This window comes from Streptomyces sp. NPDC126510, assembly GCF_040302345.1.
Lineage (GTDB): Bacteria > Actinomycetota > Actinomycetes > Streptomycetales > Streptomycetaceae > Streptomyces.
On record NZ_JBEORR010000011.1, the window covers coordinates 60,494 to 83,100 of the forward strand.

Here is a 22,607-nt window from a genome sequence, read left to right on the forward strand (position 1 = left end):
GCTTCGCTGTGGGCGCCCGTGGGCGGGGCCTCGTTGCGGTGTCCGCCGGTGTGAGTGGTGCCCGCGGAGCCGGGAGGCGGCATCTCGCTCCGGCGTCCCGGCCGTGCTTCGCTGTGGGCGCCCGTGGGCGGGGCCTCGTTGCGGTGTCCGCCGGTGTGAGTGGTGCCCGCGGAGCCGGGAGGCGGCATCTCGCTCCGGCGTGCCGGCCGTGCTTCGTCGTCGGCACCCCGGTGCGGCACCTCGCTTCGATGGCCCCCCGAGCCCGCTTCGCCCCCGCTGTCCGCAGCGCGGGCCCCGCGGCCGTGACTCCGCTCCTGCGGCGCTTCCGACCCGGGGCCCCCGCCTTCTATCCGCACCGCTTCCGGTCCTGAGCCCGCACCCCCGCCCTCGATCCGCGGCGCCCCGCCCTGCCCCGGCACCACGGCCGGATCCGCGGAGCCGCGCACGGAAGCAGCCGGCGTGCCCCAGGCCGCCGAGCCGTGGGCGTGGTGCGTGGAGCCCATGAGCCCGGCCGTTCCCGGAGTCGCCTCGCCAGGGGCGGATGGCTCCACGGGCCCGGCCACGCGCACGTGCCCCTCCCCGTCGGGAGTCGTCTCCACCCCGGCCCCCGGCCCCCCGGCGGGAGCCAGCCGCAGGGCCGACTCGCCGATCCGCAGCAGCGCACCCGGCACGAAGGGGACCGCGCGGCCGCCCACCCGCGCGCCGCTCACCGTCGTGCCGTTCGTGGAGTCCAGGTCGGCGACCGCGACGCGGCCGTCCGCGCTCACCGTCACCGCGCAGTGCAGCCGGGAGACGTCCGGGTCGTCGAGCGGTACGTCCGCGTCCGCGGAGCGGCCGATGCGGATCTCGCCGCCGTGCAGGAGGTGCACACCACCGGCGTCCGGACCGGCCACGACCTGCAGCTGGGCCGGGGCGTCCGCCAGCTCCGGGTGCGGCTCCGGCTCGCCCGGCGCGCCGACGGACAACACGGCACCGTCGGTCAGCGGCGGCTCGCCGAGCGTGCAGCGCTGGGCGTCCAGCCGCTGCTCCCCGGCGTACAGCACGGGCGTGCCCGAGCCGTCACCGCCGGAGACCGCCTGGGCGAGCGCCGACGCCACCGCGGCGAGCGCCGTACCGGCGGGTGCCGTGACCAGCACGTCGGTGCGCGGGGCGCGATCCCGCGCCGGCGCCGACGGGCCCAGCGGATCTACGACGGTCAGCCGGATCTGCATCGCCGTCAGCGGTCCCTTCTGCCCGGGCGCGGAGTCCCCCACCCCGCCCCGGCACGTCGGCCAGTAACTGGCAGCATCCTCGCACCTGCCACTGACAGTGCGCCCCTCGCTCCGGAAAAGGTGATCTTGAATGGTCGGCTCTGCCCGCAAAAGTGCCTGAGAGATGACCCACAGGCGACCGCTTGAGATCACTCACGTTCCTCGCCGGCAACCACGAGACCGAGGTGAGCGTCTCTCCTTCGAACGAGTGTGAGGGCCGCTACGTAAGACCCACAGAAAGACGACACTCCGGTCCTCGGCCCCCCGGCACTACAGTGGGTCGGACAGGCCAGCAGGCAAGGCAAGCACCAGGGAGCGCATGACGTGCGGCCGGTAGGCAGCAAGTACCTGCTCGAGGAGCCGCTCGGACGCGGCGCCACGGGCACCGTCTGGCGAGCCCGCCAGCGCGAGACCGCGGGCGCCGAGGCGGCCGTGCCGGGGCAGCCCGGCGAGACCGTCGCGATCAAGGTCCTCAAGGAGGAGCTGGCCGGCGACCCGGACATCGTCATGCGGTTCCTGCGCGAGCGGTCCGTCCTGCTGCGGCTGACCCACCCGAACATCGTCCGGGTCCGTGACCTGGTCGTCGAGGGCGAGCTGCTGGCGCTCGTCATGGACCTCGTCGAGGGCCCCGACCTGCATCGGTACCTGCGCGAGAACGGGCCGTTCACCCCGGTCGCCGCCGCCCTGCTCACCGCCCAGATCGCCGACGCCCTCGCCGCCAGCCACGCCGACGGCGTCGTCCACCGCGACCTCAAGCCGGCCAACGTCCTGCTCCAGCAGTACGACGGGCGGATGCACCCGCTGCTGACCGACTTCGGCATCGCCCGGCTGGCCGACTCCCCGGGTCTGACCCGCACCCAGGAGTTCGTCGGCACGCCCGCGTACGTCGCGCCCGAGTCCGCCGAGGGCCGCCCGCAGACCTCCGCCGTCGACATCTACGGCGCCGGCATCCTGCTGTACGAGCTGGTCACCGGCCGCCCGCCCTTCGCGGGCGGCTCCGCCCTGGAAGTGCTGCACCAGCACCTGAGCGCCGAGCCGCGCCGCCCCTCCACGGTCCCCGACCCGCTGTGGACGGTCATCGAGCGCTGTCTGCGCAAGAACCCGGACGAGCGCCCCAGCGCCGAGAACCTCGCCCGCGGCCTGCGCGTCGTCGCCGAGGGCATCGGGGTGCACGCGAACTCCGCTCAGATCGCCGCCGCCGAGGGCGTCGGCATGCTCCTCGTGCCCGACCCGGCCCCCGCGCCGGTGCCGGACGCGTCCGGCGCGGCCGACCCCACCCAGGTCCTCCCCCAGGGCGCCGGCGCCTACGACCCGAACGCCGCGACCAGCGTCATGCCGCACACCGGCGGCCCGGCCGGCGCCGCCGACCCCACCGCCGTCATGCCCCACCGGGGGGCGGCCGACCCGACCGCCGTCATGCCGCCGGTCCCGCCGGGCTCGCCCGGCCACCCCGGCGGGCAGAACCAGCAGGGCGGCCCCGAGGACCCGCACCCCTGGCAGAACCAGCTGCGGGCGGCCCGCGACCGCAACGAGCAGACGCAGGTCCAGTACCTCGACCCGAACGAGGACCCGCTGCGCCGCCGCCCCCAGCGCCAGGTGGCCCGGCCGCAGCAGCCCCCGCGCCGCCAGGCGCCCCCGCCCGGGCCCGGCTACGGCCACCCGCAACAGCAGCAGCCCCAGCAGTACGCCCCGCAGCCGCAGCGGCCCCAGCCGCCGCAGCGCTACGCCCCGCCCGCACCCCCGGCCCAGCCCCAGCAGCCGCAGCGGCCCCAGCGCGAGCCCCGGCAGCCGCGGCAGCGCAGCGCCAACCCGATGCGGATCCCGGGTCTCGGCTGTCTGAAGGGCTGCCTCTTCACGATCGTCATCCTGTTCGTCGCGGGCTGGCTGGTCTGGGAACTGAGCCCGCTGCAGGAGTGGATCGGCACGGGCAAGGGCTACTGGGACCAGCTCACCGACTGGTTCAACGCCGTGACCGGCTGGTTCGAGAAGCTCGGGAGCGGTTCCGGCACGAAGTGACCGGAACCGCCCTGCGGGGTTGGTGATTTGTCGACACCCGGCGGGTGATTTCCGCCTCCCCGGTGAAGGTTGGCCTCCCGTGCGCGTAGTTTTAACGACAACACGCGTCGGTAGGAGCAGCCTTGGCACGGAAGATCGGCAGCCGGTACACCGCCCACCAGATCCTCGGGCGGGGCAGCGCCGGCACGGTGTGGCTGGGCGAGGGCCCCGAAGGACCCGTCGCCATCAAGTTGCTGCGTGAGGACCTCGCGTCCGACCAGGAGCTCGTCGGACGCTTCGTCCAGGAACGCACGGCCCTGCTCGGCCTGGACCACCCGCACGTGGTGTCGGTGCGGGACCTGGTCGTCGACGGCAACGACCTGGCGCTCGTCATGGACCTCGTCCGCGGCACGGACCTGCGCACCCGCCTGGACCGGGACCGGCGCATGGCCCCCGAGGCGGCTGTCGCCATCGCGGCCGACATCGCCGACGGACTGGCGGCCGCGCACGCCGCGGGCGTGGTGCACCGGGACGTCAAGCCGGAGAACGTCCTCCTGGACATGCAGGGCCCGCTGGGCCCCGGTGGCTCGCACCGCGCGCTGCTGACCGACTTCGGCGTGGCCAAGCTCATCGACACCCCGCGCCGCACCAAGGCCACGAAGATCATCGGCACCCCGGACTACCTCGCCCCGGAGATCGTCGAGGGCCTGCCCCCGCGCGCGTCCGTCGACATCTACGCGCTCGCCACGGTCCTCTACGAGCTGCTGGCGGGCTTCACCCCCTTCGGCGGCGGACACCCGGGCGCGGTCCTGCGCCGGCACGTCACGGAGACCGTCGTCCCGCTGCCCGGCATCCCGGACGAGCTGTGGCAGCTGCTGGTGCAGTGCCTGGCCAAGGCCCCGGCCTCGCGGCTGCGGGCCTCGGAGCTCGGGGTCAGACTGCGGGAGCTGCTGCCGATGCTGGCGGGCATGCCCCCGCTGGAGGTCGACGAGCCGGACAACGAGTCCGCGGAGGACTCCGACCGCGAGGACCGGCCCGCCGGACCGGCGCCGACCGGGGAGCGGGTCAGGCGGCGGGGCGCGGTTCCCCTGGTGCCGGGCGCGAAGCCCGCCGACTCCAACCGGGACACCCACACCTCGATGCGCGTCCCCGCCCCCGACGAGCTGGCCGGCGGTGCCCACGGCACGGCCCGGGCCCCCCGCACCGCGGGCGCCCCCCGCCCCGGCTCGGCCCGCAACCGCGCCGCCACCCGGCGCCGCCGGGTGGCCCTGGGAGCGGGCGCGGTCGCCCTCGCGGCGGCGATCGGCGTCGGAGCCTGGCTGACCACGTCGGACGACGACGGGAGCGCACCTCCCCAGGACACGCAGAACTCCGCCCCGCAGACCCCCTGAGCCGCCTGCTCCGGCCGCCCGGCGATGGCCGCCGGGCGGAGCCGTTACGCTGGAGGGCGTGGCAGTCGTCGACGTATCCGAAGAGCTCAAGTCCCTCTCCTCGACCATGGAGTCGATCGAGGCCGTTCTGGACCTCGACAAGATGAGGGCAGACATCGCCGTGCTCGAGGAGCAGGCGGCCGCGCCGTCCCTCTGGGACAACCCCGATGAGGCGCAGAAGATCACCAGCAAGCTGTCCCACCTCCAGGCCGAGGTGCGCAAGGCCGAAGCCCTGCGCGGTCGCATCGACGACCTGGGCGTCCTCTTCGAGATGGCCGAGGAGGAGGACGACCCGGACACCCGCGCCGAGGCCGAGTCCGAGCTCACGGCCGTGAAGAAGGCGCTGGACGAGATGGAGGTCCGCACCCTCCTCTCCGGTGAGTACGACTCCCGTGAGGCACTGGTGAACATCCGCGCCGAGGCGGGTGGCGTCGACGCCGCCGACTTCGCCGAGAAGCTCCAGCGCATGTACCTGCGCTGGGCCGAGCAGCGCGGCTACAAGACCGAGATCTACGAGACGTCGTACGCGGAGGAGGCCGGCATCAAGTCGACCACCTTCGCCGTCCAGGCGCCCTACGCCTACGGCACGCTCTCCGTCGAGCAGGGCACCCACCGGCTCGTGCGGATCTCGCCGTTCGACAACCAGGGCCGGCGGCAGACCTCCTTCGCGGGCGTGGAGATCCTGCCCGTGGTGGAGCAGACCGACCACATCGAGATCGACGAGTCCGAACTGCGCGTGGACGTGTACCGCTCCTCGGGCCCCGGCGGGCAGGGCGTCAACACCACCGACTCCGCGGTGCGGCTGACCCACCTCCCCACCGGCATCGTCGTCTCCTGTCAGAACGAGCGGTCGCAGATCCAGAACAAGGCGACCGCCATGAACGTTCTCCAGGCGAAGCTGCTGGAGCGGCAGCGCCAGGAGGAGCGGGCCAAGATGGACGCCCTCAAGGACGGCGGCAGTTCCTGGGGCAACCAGATGCGTTCCTACGTCCTGCACCCGTACCAGATGGTGAAGGACCTGCGCACCGAGTTCGAGGTCGGCAACCCCGAGGCCGTCTTCAACGGTGAGATCGACGGCTTCATCGAGGCCGGAATTCGCTGGCGCAAGCAGCAGGAGAAGTAAGTTTGTCGACAAGGCAACTGCCGTCATCAGGGCGGCAGTTGCCTTTTGCGTACCCCATGTCCGGGTTTTACATCACACTCACGCCCTCAGACTTCCGGCATAGCCCCCGTAGTTGGACATGGCAGCCGTAAACGGCCTTGACGTGTTCTTGAAAAGTGGGAAGGGTAAAGCGCGGCATGCGTGTCTCTGGGGCGCATGTGAACCGGGGCGTCTTTACCCGCAGTTGTCCCCGTCGAGCACAGCCCCGAGCGCTGCCTAATGACGATGAGCTACTGGGGGTAGCAACCACATGACGAAGAAGACGCGGATTCGTGTCGCGCGGATAGCCGCCGGTGCCGTGATCGCCGCCGGTGCCTCGCTGACCGCCGCCGGTGCGGCATCCGCTCTCGACCTGGGCGTGAGTGTCGGCCTCGGTGACACCAGTGTCGGTGTCGGCGTGAGCACCGGCGACGACGCCCCGACCGACCCGCCGACCGAGCTCCCGACGGACCCGCCGACGGACCTCCCGACGGACCCGCCGACGGACCTCCCGACGGACCCGCCGACGACCGAGGAGCCCACCGACGAGCCGACCGAGCCCACCGACGAGCCGACGGAGCCGACCGAGGACCCGACGGACGCCCCGAGCGACCCGGGCAACGGGAACGGCACCGGTGGCGGCAACGGCAACGGCAACGGCAATGGTGGCGGCAACGGCGGCGGCAACAACGCCGACCCCGACGGCGGCACCTCGCCGCAGGAGGAGGGCTCCTCCTCCCTCACCGACATCGGGTCGGACTCCACCCCGGCCTCTCAGGCCCAGGCCCAGGGCAACGGCCAGGAGCTCGCCGAGACGGGTGCCGCGCAGACCACCTTCCTGGTGATCGGCGCCGCCACGATGATCGCCGGCGGTGTCGGCTTCCGTCTGCTGCCCCGCCTCGTGAGCGGCCGCGGCGGCGCTGCCGCCTGACGGCAGCCGCGTCCGAACGGACCGCGCGCCCAGCGCAACACCGAGGGCCCGGAGCGAACGCTCCGGGCCCTCGGCCGTGTCCTGGGGGTTACGCCGTCACGCGGTCTGGTGCGCCAGCAGGGCCACCGCGGCGATCAGCACCATCAGCAGGGCGATCAGGGCCATCGGATTCAGGCCCGCCAGGAAGTTCTCCTGTTGCAGCCGCTCGCGGTTCGCGCGGCACACGGGGCAACGGCCCTCGTTCACGGGGGACGCGCAGTTCGCGCACACCAGCCGGTCGTACGTCATGCGCTTGCCCTCCTTGCGCCGGTTCCACGTGTTCAACGTCCGTGGCGGTGGGAATGTTCCCCCTCCACTTTGCCAGGTTCCGTCGGCCGTCGCGCGGCCGCGCGTTTTCTGTGGTGGTACGCACAGTCCGTCCGCGCCCCTCGGTGCTCGGCACAAAACGGCACATCCATGGCGCAATCACGGTCGGTGACTGCGGTGCCCCACCCGGTTCGCGTATGGTCACGCTCATCTACCCCCGGCGACCCGTGGTGCATCCGTGATCCGATTCGACAACGTCTCCAAGGTCTACCCCAAGCAGACCCGCCCCGCCCTCAGGGATGTGTCCCTCGAGGTCGAGAAAGGCGAGTTCGTCTTCCTCGTGGGGTCCTCCGGCTCCGGAAAGTCCACCTTCCTGCGGCTGATCCTCCGCGAGGAGCGGTGCAGCCACGGTCAGGTGCACGTTCTGGGCAAGGACCTCGCCCGCCTCTCCAACTGGAAGGTCCCGCAGATGCGGCGCCAGCTGGGGACGGTGTTCCAGGACTTCCGCCTGCTGCCGAACAAGACGGTCGGCGAGAACGTCGCCTTCGCGCAGGAGGTCATCGGCAAGTCGCGCGGCGAGATCCGCAAGTCCGTGCCGCAGGTGCTCGACCTCGTCGGGCTCGGCGGCAAGGAGGACCGGATGCCCGGCGAGCTGTCCGGTGGTGAGCAGCAGCGCGTCGCCATCGCGCGGGCCTTCGTCAACCGCCCCAAGCTGCTCATCGCCGACGAGCCCACCGGCAACCTCGACCCGCAGACGTCCGTCGGCATCATGAAGCTGCTCGACCGCATCAACCGGACGGGCACGACCGTGGTGATGGCCACCCACGACCAGAACATCGTGGACCAGATGCGCAAGCGCGTCATCGAACTGGAGAAGGGCCGCCTCGTCCGCGACCAGGCCCGCGGTGTCTACGGCTACCAGCACTGATACCGCACCCGAGATCCACGGAAAGGCATAACCAGTCGCCATGCGCGCCCAGTTCGTCCTGTCGGAGATCGGTGTCGGTCTCCGCCGCAACCTGACGATGACCTTCGCCGTCGTCGTCTCCGTCGCCCTGTCGCTCGCCCTGTTCGGCGGGTCGCTCCTGATGAGCGACCAGGTCAACACCATGAAGGGCTACTGGTACGACAAGGTCAACGTCTCGATCTTCCTCTGCAACAAGAGCGACGCCGAGTCGGACCCGAACTGCGCCAAGGGCGCGGTGACCGACGACCAGAAGAAGCAGATCAAGGCCGACCTCGACAAGATGGACGTCGTCCAGGCGGTCACGTACGAGTCGCAGGACCAGGCGTACAAGCACTACAAGGAGCAGTTCGGCGACTCCCCGCTCGCCAGCTCCCTCACGCCGGACCAGATGCAGGAGTCGTACCGCATCAAGCTGAAGGACCCGGAGAAGTACCAGGTCATCGCCACCGCCTTCAACGGCCGGGACGGTGTGCAGTCCGTGCAGGACCAAAAGGGCATTCTGGACAACCTCTTCAAGCTGCTGAACGGCATGAACTGGGCCGCCCGCGCGGTGATGGCCCTGATGCTGGTCGTCGCGCTGATGCTGATCGTCAACACCGTGCGCGTCTCGGCGTTCAGTCGCCGGCGTGAGACCGGCATCATGCGGCTGGTCGGCGCCTCCGGCTTCTACATCCAGGCGCCGTTCATCATGGAGGCCGCGGTCGCCGGACTCATCGGCGGCACCCTCGCGTGCGGCTTCCTGGTGCTCGCCCGGTACTTCCTCATCGACCACGGACTCGCCCTGGCCGACCAGCTGACTCTGATCAACTTCATCGGATGGGGCGCGGTGTTGAAGTACCTGCCGCTCATCCTCGCGACGAGTCTCCTGATGCCCGCGTTGGCCGCGTTCTTCGCGCTGCGCAAGTACTTGAAGGTGTGACGCATGCCGCGAGGGGCCGTACGGTCAACCGGCCGTACGGCCCTTCCGCTTGTCCTAGACTCACCGGCATGTCAGGTCGTGACCCGTTCTGTCAGCCCCGTCGTATCCGTCGCATCCGTCGCGGGGCCGCCCTGACGTTGGTGTTCACGAGCGTGCTCGTCGCCGGTGCGGCCACCGGGGCGCTGCCCCAGGGCCAGGGGAAGTCCGCGCCGGACGAGGTCCGTTCGACGGGTTCGGCCGCACGCCACGCGGATGTCACCCGGGCCGCCGAGGAGGCCATGGCCGACGGCACGTCCCCGGTCCAGGCCGCGAAGCGCGCCGTCAGCCGCAGCGGGGACCGCTGGGGCGCCGTCTACTCCCGAGGCGAGTACGAGGAGTTCGAGGAGTCCCTCGACGGCCAGTACACCGGCGTCGGCCTGTGGGCCCGCAGTGAACGGGACGGCCGTATCGAGGTGACGAAGGTGCGCGCCGGGTCGCCCGCCGCCACCGCCGGGATCCGCCGTGGAGACCTCCTGCGCAGCGTCGACGGAGAGAAGACCGACGGCCGGCCCGTCACCGAGGTCGTCTCCTTACTGCGCGGCGACGCCACCGACGCCCCCGCGGGCACCACCGTCCGTCTCGGCCTGGAGCGCGACGGCCGCGCGTGGACCGAAACCGTGCGCCGGGCCCAGCTGTCCACGGACTCGGTCACCGTCCGGGAGCTCGCGCGCCGCGTGACCGTCATCAAGGTCGACACCTTCACCAAGGGCTCCGGCCGCCAGGTCCGTGAAGCCGTCCGCCGGACCCCGCCCCGCGCCGGGATCGTCCTCGACCTGCGCGGCAACTCCGGCGGCCTGGTCACCGAGGCCGTCACCGCCGCATCCGCCTTCCTCGACGGCGGCCTGGTCGCCACCTACGACGTCGACGGCGAGCAGCGCGCCCTGCACGCCGAGTCCGGCGGTGACACCACGAGACCGCTGGTCGCGCTCGTCGACGGCGGGACGATGAGCGCGGCCGAGCTGCTCACCGGCGCCGTACAGGACCGCGGACGGGCCCTCGTCGTGGGCTCCCGCACCTTCGGCAAGGGCTCGGTCCAGATGCCGAGCCGGCTGCCCGACGGCTCCGTCGCGGAGCTGACCGTCGGGCACTACCGCACCCCCTCCGGCCGCGGGGTCGACGGCCGGGGCATCACGCCCGACCTGGAGACCGGCGAGGACGCCCTCCAGCGGGCCGGGACCGTACTGCGCGGCCTCGCGAGCTCCTCGTAATCGACTTTCCGCAGGGCCCCTCCGTAGTGCGAAAATGGTCGGCACTATGGCTAAGGAAAAAGGGCGCAAGCTGATCGCGCAGAACAAGAAGGCGCGGCACGACTACCTCGTCATCGACACCTACGAGGCCGGCCTGGTCCTCACCGGGACCGAGGTGAAGTCCCTGCGCCAGGGACGGGCGTCGCTGGTCGACGGCTTCGTGCAGCTGACCGACGGTGAGGCGTGGCTGCACAACGTGCACGTGCCGGAGTACAGCCAGGGCACCTGGACCAACCACAGCGCGCGGCGCAAGCGCAAGCTGCTGCTGCACCGCTCCGAGATCGACAAGCTGGAGTCGAAGTCGGGGGACACGGGTCACACCATCGTGCCGCTCGCGCTGTACTTCAAGGACGGCCGGGCCAAGGTCGAGATCGCGCTGGCGAAGGGCAAGAAGGAGTACGACAAGCGTCAGGCGCTCCGGGAGAAGCAGGACCGCCGGGAGACCGACCGCGCGATCGCGGCGGTGAAGCGGAGGCAGCGCGGGGCGTAGGGAATACGCTGGCACCGACCTGCGTTGGTCACGTACGATGGTGACTGCACCCCATGGCGGGTGCGCGCCCCTCTCCGGAGGGGATTGTCAACACAACATGGGGATGATCGGTTTCGACAGCGGCTGTCGAAGCAGGGGAAGCGTGTCGAGGAAGCGGCAATGATCTCGTAAACCATATGTCGCAAAAAATAATCGCCAACACCAAGCGCGATTCCCAGTCCTTCGCCCTCGCTGCCTGATAAGCAGTGACTGAAGGACCCTAAAAGGGTGTCAGCCCGGGAGTGTTCCCGGCCCGGATCCTGGCATAATCTAGGGAACTAAACCATCGAGCCCGGTCACGGGGTTCGATGGGAAATCAAACAGTGACTGGGCCCGTCGGCGACTTGTTCGCGTGATCGCCGGGGCCGAGAAAATCACAGCGAACTGCACACGGAGAAGCCCTGATTCTGCACCGTTGGACGCGGGTTCGATTCCCGCCATCTCCACTCATCCCATGTGGGCGAAGGCCCCGCCGCTCCAGAGCGGCGGGGCCTTTGTCATGGGGTCGTCCAGCTCGTGATCACCGGTCGAGTTCCAGGGTGAGGGAGCCCGTGCCGGGCTCGGCCCGGGCCTCGCGGGTGCCCGTGGCCAGGTTCCAGGCGGCTGCCGGGGTGGCGCAGGTCGCCCGCAGGGTGTTCCCCTCGCGGACGACCGTGAAGGTCACGTCCCCGACCGGCACGGTCACCTCGTCGCCGGGCCGCAGTCCGTACGCCCGCAGGGTCACCCCGTCGGCGTGGTCGTAGTCCGGGCGGTCGTCCCGTGACCCGAGCGGGATCACCGCGCCGGGCCGGACCAGCAGCGGCGCGCTCAGGAAGCCGTGCCGCTCGCGCACCCAGCGCGGGCCGGTCACCGGCTCGCCGGTCAGCAGGTGCGTCCAGGTGCCCTCGGGGACGTAGTACGTGACGTCGCCCTCGTCGCTGAACACCGGGGCGACCAGCAGGTCCGGACCGAGCATGTACTGCCGCTCCAGGTGGGCGCACCCCGGGTCGTCCGGGAACTCCAGCACCATGGCCCGCATCACGGGCAGACCCTCGGTGTGGGCCGTGCGGGCCGTCTCGTACAGGTAGGGCATGAGGCGGAGCTTCAGCCGGGTGAAGTGGCGGGCCACGTCGACCGACTCCTCGTCGAACTGCCAGGGGACCCGGTAGGACCTGCTGCCGTGCAGCCGGCTGTGCGAGGAGAGCAGTCCGAAGGCCAGCCAGCGCTTGAACAGGGCCGGCGTGGGGGTGCCCTCGAAGCCGCCGATGTCATGGCTCCAGAAGCCGAAGCCCGACAGGCCGAGGGACAGCCCGCCGCGCAGCGACTCCGCCATCGACTCGTACGTCGCCTCGTTGTCGCCGCCCCAGTGCACGGGGAACTGCTGGCTGCCCGCCGTCGCCGAGCGGGCGAAGACCACGGCGTCCCGCTCACCGCGGTGCTTGCGCAGCACCTCGAAGACCGTGCGGTTGTACAGGTACGTGTAGTAGTTGTGCATCCGCTCCGGGTCCGAGCCGTCGGACCAGACCACGTCGAGGGGCACCCGCTCGCCGAAGTCGGTCTTGAAGCAGTCGACGCCCTGGGCGAGCAGCGCCTCCAGCTTGGCGGCGTACCAGTCGCGGGCGGCCGGTGAGGTGAAGTCGACCAGAGCCATGCCGGGCTGCCACATGTCCCACTGCCAGACGCTGCCGTCCGGTCGCCTCAGCAGGTGCCCGAGGGCCTTGCCCTCGTCGAACAGCGGGGAGCGCTGGGCGATGTAGGGGTTGATCCAGACGGAGACGCGCAGGTCACGGGCTTTCAGCCGGGCCAGCATGCCCTCCGGGTCGGGGAAGACCCGCGGGTCCCACCGGAAGTCGCACCAGTGGAACTCCCGCATCCAGAAGCAGTCGAAGTGGAACACCGACAGCGGCAGTTCGCGCTCCCGCATGCCCTCGATGAAGGACGTCACCGTCTCCTCGTCGTACGAGGTGGTGAAGGACGTCGACAGCCACAGGCCGAACGACCAGGCGGGCGGCAGGGCCGGGCGGCCGGTCAGGGCCGTGTACCTGCGCAGGATGTCCTTCGGCGTGGGGCCGTGGATGACGTAGTACGTCAGCTCCTGGGTCCGCGCGCTGAACTGCACCCGGGAGACCACCTCCGAGGCGACCTCGAAGGACACCTGGCCCGGGTGGTCGACGAAGACGCCGTAGCCGGCGTCCGTGAGGTAGAACGGCACGTTCTTGTAGGCCTGTTCGCTGCACGTGCCGCCGTCGGCCTGCCAGATGTCGACGACCTGCCCGTTCTTCACCAGCGGGCCGAAGCGCTCACCGAGGCCGTAGACGGACGTGCCGACCGTCAGGACCAGCTGCTCGCGCAGGTGGTGCGCGCCGGAGGCGTCCCGCATGATGCCGGCGTTCTTGTGGCCGCTGCGGGTGAGGGTACGGCCGTGCGCGAGGAACTCGACGTCCCAGGGGCCGCCGCGGGCCAGCCGGACCGACAGGTCGCCGGAGGTCAGGGTCGCGTGCTCGTCGTCGTACGAGATCTCCGCGGCGGCGTCCGACGCCGTGAGCTCGAACTCGGGGCCGCGGGGCTCCCCGCCGGTGAAGTGCGTCAGGGTCATCCCGATGACACCGGGCATGGGGGAGTGCACCCTGACGGTGAACACCGGGCCGGTCATCAGGTCGCCGCGGGAGCGGATGGGCCGGGTCGGCGCGTGGATCTCCAGTGCGCCGTCCGATGCGGTGACGTCGAGGACCTGGGCCGGGTGCGACGCGGTCACGCCCTCGCGCAGGAGCCAGTAGCCGTCGGTGAACTTCATGTGGGGTCCTTACTCCCGGCGCATGGTGTCGAAGCGCTTCGACGATCGAACGTATGCCGGACGCGTAAGGGCGTCAATGGTGCGTCAGAATCTTGGTGAAGCGATTCGAAGCAGCGCGCGCGGACAGGGCCAAGGACAGGGTCAGTGCCACGGCCGCCGCCGTCACCGGGACCGCGTAGCCCGCCGTCGGCGACAGGTGCTCCACCGTCCAGCCGCCGATCGCGCTGCCGCAGGCGATGCCGCCGAGCAGGCCGGTCACCGCCAGGGTCATGCCCTCGTTCAGCCGGCCCTCGGGAGTGCGCTCCTGGACCAGCGTCATGGTGGTCACCATCGTCGGGGCCGTGGCCATCCCGGCGACCAGCAGCGCGGCCGCCAGCAGCAGGAGCGAACCGGTGAGCGCCGCGGCCAGCAGGGGCAGGGTCAGCAGCGCGGCCATCGCGGCCACCCACCGGGGCAGCCGGGCCGCGGCCGGTCCGGTGGGCTTCACGGCCCCGTACAGCAGACCCGCCGCGCAGGACCCCGCGGCCTGCAGCGCGAGCACGGCACCGGCCGCCGGCTGCCGCCCCTGCGCGTCGGCGAAGGCCAGCGTGACGACCTCCGTCGCGCCGAAGACGCCGCCCATCGCCAGGCAGACCGCGAGCAGCGGAGGGATTCCGGGGGCGCGCAGGGGCGCCTTGCCGGGTATGTGCGCGTGGACCGGGGGCTCCGTCGCGCGTCGGCTCGTGAACAGGACCATGCCGGTCAGCAGCAGGACCGCGCCGGCCAATGTGCCGGCCTCGGGGAAGAACGTCCCGCACAGGAAGGCCGCGAGCACCGGGCCCAGCATGAAGCACAGCTCGTCCGCCGCCTGCTCGAAGGAGTTGGCGGTGTGCAGCGCCTTCGGGTCGCCGGCCAGCAGATGCGCCCAGCGGGCCCGGGACATGCCGCCGGTGTTGGGGGTCGTGGCAGTGGCGGCGTAGGAGGCGAACAAGGTCCAGTCGGGGGCGCCGTGGCGCACGCACAGCAGCAGGGAGAGGGAGCCGAGGACGGCGATCACCGTGGCGGGCAGGGCCACCCGGGCCTGGCCGTACCGGTCGACGAGCCGCGCGATCCACGGCGCGGCCAGCGCGGTCGCCGCGAGTCCCGTCGCGGTGACGGCACCGGCAAGGGCGTACGAGCCCCGGGTTCCGGCGATCATCACGACCGCGCTGACACTGAACATGCCCATCGGCAGGCGGGCGATGAGGTTCCCGGCGGTGAACGCGCGGGCGCCCGGCAGGTGGAACAGGCGGCGGTACGGGGAGAGTCGGGACATGCGCCCACCGTCGCCCGGGAGCGATCAGGAGGTCCAACACCTGTTCGGTGCGCACTCACGCACCTGGGTTGTGGATCCCCGGCACGAGGCCGAAAAGACCATGGCGGGAAGCGTTCGCTCCCTGTTTTTCATACAGGGATATGGAGATTAGTGATGCTCCTCATAGCGCATGGAAAAGATGCTCATTCGGGAAATTCCTTCACTCGTTTGCCGCGCATCCGCCGTAGTGGGCCGACGGTTAGTCGGTACATGACCGAGGCGACCAGGAAAGACGGCTGGGCGGTAACGCTCGGCCCGTACACCTACATTCCCGCTCCAGCACACTCGTCGGCGACAGTCAACGGGACGCTCACCAAAGGCGGTTGCCCGGTCACGCTGCAGGTGACCGAGGCGGTGCTGCGCGACTTCATCGACGCCATGAGCACGCTGGAAAAGGATCTTGCCCGACGGTGGATCAGTGCGACGGATTGGCCCGCGTTCGCTCTCGCGGAATAAGCGGGGGCGCGCCGTGTACGACAAAGTTGAGGGCACCGGCCGGCATCGGGCTCCGGCCCGGGATTTCATCACACCCCTGACCCCACCGGACCCGACCTGGGACCCCGCGGAGGAACTCGCGTTCATCCTCGAGGAAGCACTCGGGGAGCAGGCGAGGATTCCCGCCCCCCGTGACGAGGACCTGCCCCCCGCCGCGGAGCCGGCCCGGTCCCCCGCACCGGTGACCCATATGCGGCGCCTCCAGGACATCACCGAGGAACTGCCGCCCGTGCGGGAGGTCCCGAGACGGCACCGCAAGGTGCGGGCCCGCAAGGCCGCGGGCGTGCTCCGCACCACGAGCCTCCTCGTCGCGGCCCTGGCCGCCGTCATCGCCTCCGCGGTGAGCCTCCTGAGCGGTGTCGTCGCCTACGATCCGTTGCGCCTGGTCGCCGTGTCCCCCGCGGCGCGGGGGCTGCGCACCTGGTGGCCCCTGCTGGTGTACGGGCCCTGGCTGGTGGGCTCCCTGTCCGTCCTGCGGGCCGCGCTGCACCAGCGCCGTGCCGTGCACTCCTGGTGCGTGGTCCTGGTCTTCTCCTGCATCGCCGTGCTGCTATGCGTCGTCCAGGCGCCCCGGACCATCCTCGGCATCGCGGCGGCGGCCCTGCCCGGTCTCGCGGCCCTGGCGTGCTTCCAGCAGGTGGTCCGCCAGATCACCCTGACCAGGCCACCGATGCGGTCGGTGCCGCGCCACAGGCTGCGCCAGGCTCCGCCCGCGGCGGCCGCGGAGGGCCGGCCGGGGCCGGAAGCCCCGGCGGGTGCGGACCCCGGGAGGAGCCAGGGCGGCACCCCCGCAAGGAACACCGGCACCTGAGCGGGCCGACGCCCCGTCGGCCCCGCACCCCCGGCCTGCCGCCGGTTTTCCCGCAGCCCCGCACCCCCGCCTGCCGCCGGCTTCCCGCAGCCCCTGGACCCCCGCCTGCCGGTTTTCCGGCAGCCCAGGACCCCCGCCTGCGCCGGTCTTCGCGCAGCCCCCGTCCCCCCGCCTGCCGCTGGTTTTTCCGCATCCCCAGGACCCCCGCCTCTTCCCGTAGGCCCGGACCCCCGTCTGCCGCTGGTCTTCCCGCAGCCCCGGACTCCCGCATGCCGCCGGCCTTCCCGCAGCCCCGGACCCCCGCATGCCGTCGGCCTTCCCGCAGCCCCGGACTCCCGCATGCCGTCGGCCTTCCCGCAGCCCCGGGCCCCCGTCTGCCCGACCCCGGGGTCGCTGTAGGTTCGCCGCATGTCGGCACACCTCGACCCTCGCCTGCTGCGTGGCTTCGTCACCGTGGCCGAGGAGTTGCACTTCACCCGGGCCGCGGTGCGGTTGCACGTGGCTCAGCAGGCGCTCAGCCGGGACGTGCGGCGGCTGGAGCGGGAGGTGGGGGCCGAGTTGTTCGTGCGGACCACCCGGCAGGTGACGCTCACCCCCGACGGGGAGCGGCTGCTGCCGTACGCCCGCCGGGTGCTCCAGGCGCAGGACGAGCTGCTCGCCGCCTTCGGCCAGGCCAGGCCGCTGCTGGTCGACCTCAACTCCCCGGGCCTGGTCACGCCGCGCCGCGTCCTGCACGAGGCGCGTGAACTCGCTCCCCGGTACGAGCTGATGGCCCGTTACGAGAGCGGCCTGACCGGAGCCGCCGGTGAACTGCTCGCCGGCCGGCTGGACGCGTCGTTCGGACGGTTCGCCGGACTGGACCCGGCACTGCGGGCCGGACTCGACCACCAGCCCGTGCGGTTCGAGCCGATGGCGGTCGTACTGCCCGAGGACCACCGGCTCGCCGCCCTGGAGTCCGTGCCACTGGCCGAGCTGGCCGGTGAGAGCGTCTACGCGGGTGCCGGCAATCCGCGCACGCCCGAGTGGACCGGCCTCGCGCGCCTGCTGTTCGAGGGCCGGGGCATCGATATCGCGCCACCCGCGCCGCTGGCCGTCGGAGACGAGGAGTTCCAGCGGATCATGGCCAGAACACGCAACCCGATCCTGGCCGTCGTGGACTTCCCGGCCCTGCCGTCGATGGTGGTGAGGCCCCTGGTCGACCCGGTCCCGCTGTCCCCCGTCTCCCTGGTGTGGCGCAAGGGCCTGACCCACCCCGCGTTCGACGCGCTGCGCCGGGCGGCGGCCCGGCTCGCCGCCGAGGAGGGGTGGCTGCGGCGGCCCGCCGGAGGGTGGATTCCGGCCGGTGAAGATGTCCTCATGGCGTCTCACGACTGACACGATTCGACGCCCGCGCTCACACACAACCTCCCCGTGCGCTACATTCAATGCCTGAGCACGGTGTGGTAATAGGGGTGCGTTCGAACGGGTGGGGGCCCGGTCCGACGGCGGGTGCTCAGGTCGTCAAGCGCACCTGAACCATCCCGTGGGGGGAAGTGCGTGCGCGTGAAAGAGTGGCGAGAAGACGCCCAACCCGAGTGGCCCGAGGCCACTACAACTACCGGGGAACTCCCGTCTGACGGAAGAGTCCGGGACCGGAGAGCCACGCAGGTCCTCCCCGGTCACGACGTCCGGACGGCCGGCCACCGGCTGCCCGCGGGGACGGAGGTACTGGCCGGCATTCCCCGCCAGAGCGACGGCGAGGCCGTTTCGTTTGCCCCGGGGAAGCGGACCTCGGTCCGCGACCCCTGGCAGGAGCGGGAGGAGGCCGGTCCGCCGGAACACGCCGGCGACACGGACGGGCAGAGCCACGATCCGCACGAGGTCACCATTCAGCTCGACGCCGTGCAGCTCGGGGACGGCTTCCTGCGCCAGGTCAAGGAAGGCATGGGCGCCGAGGCCCCCGCGGACCGGCCCGTCTTCGTCGACGAGTCCGGCCGCCGCAGCCGCCGCTACCGCCGGATCGGCATGGCCGTCGCCCTGGCCTGCGGGGTCTACGCCGTCGTCATCGTCGCCACGCTGCTGTCGGGCAACTCCAACGCCCCCTGGCTGCCCGTGCCGACCAGGGAGGACAACCCGCCGGCCGGGCAGGTCGACAGCCCGCCGCTGACCGCGGAGTCGGCACCGCCCGAAGACACCGCCGACACCGGCGTCACCGCGCCCAACAGCACCCCGGCGACCGGTGACGCCACCGCACCCGCGCCCGGCCGCAGCGCCGCCGCGCCGGCTGCCACCGCCGACCCCGGCACGCGCCCCGGCGCGTCCGCCAAGCCCTCGCCGACCGCGACCCGGACCACCCCGAAACCGGGCACCAAGGCCACCGACCCGGCTCCGACCGAACCGGCGGACCCGCCGAGCACACCGGTCACCGACCCGACACCCACGGGCGAGCCCACCCCTCAGCCGACCGAGACCACGGGCACCGGCGGCGACGGTGGCACCGTCGCGGAAGGGCCGGCCGAGCCGCAGCCCGTCGCGGAGGCCCCGGCCGAACCGCAGCCCGCCGCCGAGACGCCCGCCGCCTAGACCGCGTCGCCGCCCGGGTCGCGTCGTCGCCTGAACCGCGTCGCCGCCCGGGCCGCGTCGCACGTGCGGCGCCCGCCGCTCCGGGCGCCGCACCACCGCTTCCGGCCGGGCGCACCTCTCCCATCGGATCCCGCCGGCCCCGGAGGAACCCGAGTCCTCCGGGCCGGGGCCACCTCGCGATCAGCCGTTCCGTCGGTCCCGCCCCGCTCACGCGGCGGGCCCCCGAGGACCTCGCGCAGCCGCGACGGCACCGCCCGCCCGGCCGGGCCCTTCCCGCCACACCGTCCGCCCGCCCCGTCCCCGTGCCATCCCATCCCGCACCACCCGGAGTACCACCACTCATGGCATCCCGTACTCGCCGTTCCGGGCCCGCGTCCCGAGCCCCTGGCGGCTCCAGGCGCCGGCGCCTGCCCATGCGTCTGTTGCTGCCCCTGCTCGTGCTCGTCGCGCTGGGGGCGATGCTCATGCTGCGCGGATACGTGCACAGCGAGATCCTCGCCGACCACCGGGTCAGGCCGCCCGCCGCCACCGATCGGGTGCCGGAGAAGATCATGAGCGGCGGGCCCGTCATCGATGCCCGCAGCGGCCGCACCGAGACCCTGCGTGTGCCCGACCACCACCTGGTGCTCACCTTCGACGACGGCCCCGACCCGATCTGGACGCCGAAAGTCCTGGACGTCCTGAAGAAGCACGACGCACACGCGGTCTTCTTCGTCACCGGCACCATGGCCTCGCGCTACCCCGACCTGGTCCGGCGTATGGTCGAGGAAGGCCATGAGGTCGGTCTGCACACCTTCAACCACCCCGACCTGTCCTACCAGTCCAAGAAGCGCATCGACTGGGAACTGTCCCAGAACCAGCTCGCCCTCTCGGGCGCGGCGGGCATCCGTACCTCCCTCTTCCGGCCGCCGTACTCCTCCTTCTCCGACGCCATGGACAACAGGTCCTGGCCGGTGACCGAGTACATCGGCGCCCGCGGCTACATCACGGTCGTCAACAACACCGACAGTGAGGACTGGCGCAAGCCCGGCGTCGCCGAGATCGTCCGACGTGCCACGCCCAAGGGCGGCAAGGGCGCGATCGTCCTGATGCACGACTCCGGCGGCGACCGCCACCAGACCGTCGAGGCACTGGACCGCATGCTGCCCGACCTGCGCGAGCGGGGCTACGAGTTCAACAACCTCACCGAGGCCCTCGACGCCCCGAGCGCGCACTCCCGGGTCACCGGCCTCGACCGGTGGAAGGGCGCGGCGTGGATCTTCCTGGTCCAGGCCTCGGAGCACCTCACCGACGGGCTGGTCGTCGGACTCTCGGTCGTCGGCACCCTCGTCATCGGCCGTTTCGTGCTGATGCTGCTGCTGTCCGGGGTGCACGCACGCCGGGTGCGCCGCCGCGGTTTCCGCTGGGGAGCGCCGGTGACCGAACCGGTGTCGGTTCTCGTCCCGGCGTACAACGAGGCCAAATGCATCGAGAACACGGTCCGTTCCCTCGCCGAAAGTGACCACCCCATCGAGGTCCTCGTCATCGACGACGGCTCCTCCGACGGCACGTCACGGATCGTGGAGGCCATGGGCCTGCCGAACGTCCGGGTCGTTCGCCAGCTCAACGCGGGCAAGCCGGCCGCGCTCAACCGCGGTGTGGCCAACGCCCGGTACGACCTGATCGTGATGATGGACGGCGACACGGTCTTCGAACCGTCCACCGTGCGCGAACTGGTGCAGCCCTTCGGCGACCCGCGCGTGGGCGCGGTGGCGGGCAACGCCAAGGTCGGCAACAAGGACACCCTCATCGGCGCCTGGCAGCACATCGAATACGTGATGGGCTTCAACCTCGACCGCCGGATGTACGACGTACTGCGCTGCATGCCGACGATCCCCGGCGCGGTCGGAGCCTTCCGCCGCAGCGCGCTGGAACGGGTCGGCGGCATGAGTGACGACACGCTCGCCGAGGACACCGACATCACCATGGCCCTGCACCGCGACGGCTGGCGTGTGGTCTACGCGGAGAACGCCCGTGCCTGGACCGAGGCGCCGGAGACGGTCCAGCAGCTGTGGTCCCAGCGCTACCGCTGGTCCTACGGCACGATGCAGGCCATCTGGAAACACCGCCGGGCCCTGGTGGACAAGGGCCCTTCGGGCCGCTTCGGGCGCGTCGGCCTGCCGCTGGTGTCCCTCTTCATGGTCCTGGCGCCCCTGCTGGCCCCGCTGATCGACGTGTTCCTCATCTACGGCCTCGTGTTCGGCCCCACCCAGAAGACGATCATGGCGTGGCTCGGCGTCCTGGCGATCCAGGCGGTCTGCGCGGCCTACGCCTTCCGGCTCGACCGCGAGCGCATGACCCACCTCGTCTCGCTGCCTCTGCAGCAGATCCTGTACCGCCAGCTGATGTACGTCGTACTGCTCCAGTCCTGGATCACCGCCCTCACCGGCGGCCGGCTGCGCTGGCAGAAGCTGCGGCGCACCGGTGTGGTCGACACGCCCGGCGGCGGCCCCGTGCAGCGCCAGCGGTCCCAGAGCAGTTCCGAGCGGAGGCCGGTGGCATGACCCACGGAAACCCGATTCACACGTCGTCGGCGGCGTCCGGCATGCCGGGGGCGTCCTACGGCATGCCACAGCAGCGCACGACGGACCCCGCACCGGCGGGCGGAACCGCCACCGCGACCGCCCCCGCCGCGTCGGCGCGCAAGGGCGGCGGCCGTGACCGCTACCTCGACCTGCTGCGCTCGATCGCCCTGGTCCGTGTCGTCGTCTATCACCTGTTCGGCTGGGCGTGGCTGACGGTGCTGTTCCCGTCGATGGGCGTGATGTTCGCGCTGGCGGGCTCCCTGATGGCGCGCTCGCTGGACCGCCCGGCCCTCGGTGTGATCCGGGGCCGGATCCGCCGGCTCCTGCCCCCGCTCTGGGTGTTCGGCGTGGTGGTGCTGGCGATGATGTTCGCGGCCGGCTGGAATCCGCTGAAGGACCCGGACCACGGCGGTGCCTGGGGCCTCGTCGATCTGGCCAACTACTTCTTCCCCGTCGGCGCCCCGCCCTTCCCCTGGCACCTCGGAGCCAAGTCCGGCCTGCTGGAGGAGACCTGGGCGGTGCAGGCGGCCGGCCCGCTGTGGTACCTGCGGGCTTACCTCTGGTTTGTCATCGCCTCCCCGCTGTTGTTGTGGGCGTTCCGCCGGGCACCCTGGCCGACGCTGCTGGCACCCCTGGGCCTCACGGCGGTCGTCGGCACGGGCCTGGTGAAGATCCCCGGCGAGACGGGCAACGCGGTGACCGACTTCGCGGTCTACGGCGGCTGCTGGGTCCTGGGCTTCGCCCACCACGAGGGCCTGCTCAAGCGGATCCCCCGCTACCTGGCGATCTCCTGCGCGGCCCTGCTCATGGCCTTCGGCCTGTGGTGGGCCTCGGGTCATCTGGGCCCCGACGGCTGGGACCTCAACGACATCCCCCTGGCTCAGGCGGCCTGGTCCTTCGGCTTCGTGGTCGTCCTCCTCCAGTACTCCCCGTCGTGGAACGAACTCCCGGGCCGCCTGGCCAGGTGGGACAAGCTCGTTACCCTCTCCAACAACCGCGCCGTCACGATCTACCTCTGGCACAACCTCCTCATCATGGCCACGGTCCCGATCCTCGACCTGTTGTACGAGCTGCCGTTCCTCCAGAGCGACAGCGCGGTGTCCGCCCTGGACAGCACGTACACCCTCTGGATGTTCGCCCTGGTCTGGCCGCTGATCGGCGCGGCGATCCTCATGTTCGGCTGGGTCGAGGACATCGCGGCGAAGCGATCGCCTCGGTGGTGGCCGAACGGGCGGGGCAACAGCCGGAGGCGCCGGCGGTAGGGGGCGGGCCGGCGCGGGGAGGGCCCGTTCCCCGGGGCTTCGCCGATGTGCAA

18 protein-coding genes and 1 other RNA gene are annotated in these 22,607 nt (G+C 71.7%); 15 read left to right on the plus strand and 4 right to left on the minus strand.

Annotated elements, in window-relative coordinates; translation table 11 throughout:
• A partial coding sequence (locus ABTX60_RS17425; protein WP_352097905.1) for an FHA domain-containing protein occupies positions 1-1,211 on the minus strand: 1,211 nt, incomplete at its 3' end.
• Between the two features lie 363 nt (positions 1,212-1,574).
• Between ABTX60_RS17425 and ABTX60_RS17430 the strand changes: the two genes are divergently transcribed.
• The 4 genes from ABTX60_RS17430 (at position 1,575) to ABTX60_RS17445 (ending at position 6,747) form a co-directional block, all read left to right on the plus strand.
• Positions 1,575-3,266, plus strand: coding sequence for a serine/threonine-protein kinase (locus ABTX60_RS17430; protein WP_352097906.1), 1,692 nt, complete (start codon positions 1,575-1,577; stop codon positions 3,264-3,266).
• A gap of 122 nt (positions 3,267-3,388) precedes the next feature.
• Positions 3,389-4,636, plus strand: a complete 1,248-nt coding sequence (locus ABTX60_RS17435) for a serine/threonine-protein kinase (RefSeq protein ID WP_352097907.1) — start codon at positions 3,389-3,391, stop codon at positions 4,634-4,636.
• A gap of 58 nt (positions 4,637-4,694) precedes the next feature.
• Entirely contained in the window at positions 4,695-5,798 is a 1,104-nt protein-coding gene (prfB, locus tag ABTX60_RS17440; protein ID WP_031108357.1) for a peptide chain release factor 2, read from the plus strand.
• Positions 5,799-6,087: 289 nt separating this feature from the next.
• A complete protein-coding gene (locus ABTX60_RS17445; protein ID WP_352097908.1) occupies positions 6,088-6,747 on the plus strand; it encodes a hypothetical protein in 660 nt (219 codons plus the stop codon).
• A 96-nt stretch (positions 6,748-6,843) separates the two neighbouring features.
• Here the strand turns inward: ABTX60_RS17445 and ABTX60_RS17450 are convergent, their stop codons facing one another.
• On the minus strand, positions 6,844-7,035 hold the full coding sequence (locus tag ABTX60_RS17450) for a hypothetical protein (protein ID WP_352097909.1): 192 nt from the start codon (positions 7,033-7,035) through the stop codon (positions 6,844-6,846).
• 256 nt (positions 7,036-7,291) lie between these two features.
• Here ABTX60_RS17450 and ftsE point away from each other — a divergent pair, with 256 nt between their 5' ends.
• The 5 genes from ftsE (at position 7,292) to ssrA (ending at position 11,203) form a co-directional block, all read left to right on the plus strand.
• Positions 7,292-7,981 (plus strand): cell division ATP-binding protein FtsE, encoded by a 690-nt coding sequence (gene ftsE, locus ABTX60_RS17455; RefSeq protein ID WP_003990615.1) that lies wholly within the window; start codon positions 7,292-7,294, stop codon positions 7,979-7,981.
• Between the two features lie 40 nt (positions 7,982-8,021).
• Positions 8,022-8,939 carry a permease-like cell division protein FtsX gene (gene ftsX, locus ABTX60_RS17460; protein ID WP_352097910.1) on the plus strand — a complete coding sequence of 306 codons (918 nt, stop codon included), beginning with the start codon at positions 8,022-8,024 and terminating at the stop codon, positions 8,937-8,939.
• Between the two features lie 68 nt (positions 8,940-9,007).
• Complete coding sequence (locus ABTX60_RS17465; protein ID WP_352097911.1) at positions 9,008-10,186, plus strand: S41 family peptidase; 1,179 nt, start codon at positions 9,008-9,010, stop codon at positions 10,184-10,186.
• A gap of 46 nt (positions 10,187-10,232) precedes the next feature.
• The gene (smpB, locus tag ABTX60_RS17470) at positions 10,233-10,715 is read left to right on the plus strand and encodes an SsrA-binding protein SmpB (RefSeq protein WP_351644763.1); all 483 of its coding nucleotides are present in this window, start codon (positions 10,233-10,235) and stop codon (positions 10,713-10,715) included.
• A 99-nt stretch (positions 10,716-10,814) separates the two neighbouring features.
• Positions 10,815-11,203: a transfer-messenger RNA gene (gene ssrA / locus ABTX60_RS17475) on the plus strand.
• Positions 11,204-11,274: 71 nt separating this feature from the next.
• Here the strand turns inward: ssrA and yicI are convergent.
• A complete protein-coding gene (gene yicI / locus ABTX60_RS17480) occupies positions 11,275-13,527 on the minus strand; it encodes an alpha-xylosidase (RefSeq protein ID WP_352097912.1) in 2,253 nt (750 codons plus the stop codon).
• Between the two features lie 73 nt (positions 13,528-13,600).
• Complete coding sequence (locus ABTX60_RS17485) at positions 13,601-14,821, minus strand: MFS transporter (RefSeq protein WP_352097913.1); 1,221 nt, start codon at positions 14,819-14,821, stop codon at positions 13,601-13,603.
• Between the two features lie 249 nt (positions 14,822-15,070).
• Between ABTX60_RS17485 and ABTX60_RS17490 the strand changes: the two genes are divergently transcribed.
• The 6 genes from ABTX60_RS17490 to ABTX60_RS17515 all read left to right on the plus strand — a co-directional run bounded on the left by ABTX60_RS17490 (position 15,071) and on the right by ABTX60_RS17515 (position 22,554).
• Positions 15,071-15,316, plus strand: a complete 246-nt coding sequence (locus ABTX60_RS17490) for a hypothetical protein (RefSeq protein ID WP_053669824.1) — start codon at positions 15,071-15,073, stop codon at positions 15,314-15,316.
• Between the two features lie 13 nt (positions 15,317-15,329).
• Positions 15,330-16,166, plus strand: coding sequence for a hypothetical protein (locus ABTX60_RS17495; RefSeq protein WP_352097914.1), 837 nt, complete (start codon positions 15,330-15,332; stop codon positions 16,164-16,166).
• A 408-nt stretch (positions 16,167-16,574) separates the two neighbouring features.
• Positions 16,575-17,540, plus strand: a complete 966-nt coding sequence (locus ABTX60_RS17500; RefSeq protein ID WP_352097915.1) for a LysR family transcriptional regulator — start codon at positions 16,575-16,577, stop codon at positions 17,538-17,540.
• A 168-nt stretch (positions 17,541-17,708) separates the two neighbouring features.
• Complete coding sequence (locus tag ABTX60_RS17505; protein WP_352097916.1) at positions 17,709-18,728, plus strand: hypothetical protein; 1,020 nt, start codon at positions 17,709-17,711, stop codon at positions 18,726-18,728.
• Between the two features lie 341 nt (positions 18,729-19,069).
• Positions 19,070-21,271: a bifunctional polysaccharide deacetylase/glycosyltransferase family 2 protein gene (locus ABTX60_RS17510; RefSeq protein ID WP_352097917.1), complete on the plus strand. Its 2,202-nt coding sequence runs from the start codon at positions 19,070-19,072 to the stop codon at positions 21,269-21,271.
• Positions 21,268-22,554 carry an acyltransferase family protein gene (locus ABTX60_RS17515; RefSeq protein WP_352097918.1) on the plus strand — a complete coding sequence of 429 codons (1,287 nt, stop codon included), beginning with the start codon at positions 21,268-21,270 and terminating at the stop codon, positions 22,552-22,554. The genes ABTX60_RS17510 and ABTX60_RS17515 overlap by 4 nt, the downstream gene beginning before the upstream one ends.
• The last annotated feature ends 53 nt before the right edge of the window (positions 22,555-22,607 follow it).

Bases quoted from the DNA above. Each gene is read 5' to 3' on its own strand.
- ABTX60_RS17445 (WP_352097908.1), top strand. From the start codon at position 6,088: ATGACGAAGAAGACGCGGATTCGTGTCGCGCGGATAGCCGCCGGTGCC.
- ABTX60_RS17450 (WP_352097909.1), bottom strand. From the start codon at position 7,035: ATGACGTACGACCGGCTGGTGTGCGCGAACTGCGCGTCCCCCGTGAAC.
- ftsX (WP_352097910.1), top strand. From the start codon at position 8,022: ATGCGCGCCCAGTTCGTCCTGTCGGAGATCGGTGTCGGTCTCCGCCGC.
- ABTX60_RS17465 (WP_352097911.1), top strand. From the start codon at position 9,008: ATGTCAGGTCGTGACCCGTTCTGTCAGCCCCGTCGTATCCGTCGCATC.
- smpB (WP_351644763.1), top strand. From the start codon at position 10,233: ATGGCTAAGGAAAAAGGGCGCAAGCTGATCGCGCAGAACAAGAAGGCG.
- yicI (WP_352097912.1), bottom strand. From the start codon at position 13,527: ATGAAGTTCACCGACGGCTACTGGCTCCTGCGCGAGGGCGTGACCGCG.
- ABTX60_RS17485 (WP_352097913.1), bottom strand. From the start codon at position 14,821: ATGTCCCGACTCTCCCCGTACCGCCGCCTGTTCCACCTGCCGGGCGCC.
- ABTX60_RS17490 (WP_053669824.1), top strand. From the start codon at position 15,071: ATGACCGAGGCGACCAGGAAAGACGGCTGGGCGGTAACGCTCGGCCCG.
- ABTX60_RS17500 (WP_352097915.1), top strand. From the start codon at position 16,575: ATGTCGGCACACCTCGACCCTCGCCTGCTGCGTGGCTTCGTCACCGTG.
- ABTX60_RS17510 (WP_352097917.1), top strand. From the start codon at position 19,070: ATGGCATCCCGTACTCGCCGTTCCGGGCCCGCGTCCCGAGCCCCTGGC.
- ABTX60_RS17515 (WP_352097918.1), top strand. From the start codon at position 21,268: ATGACCCACGGAAACCCGATTCACACGTCGTCGGCGGCGTCCGGCATG.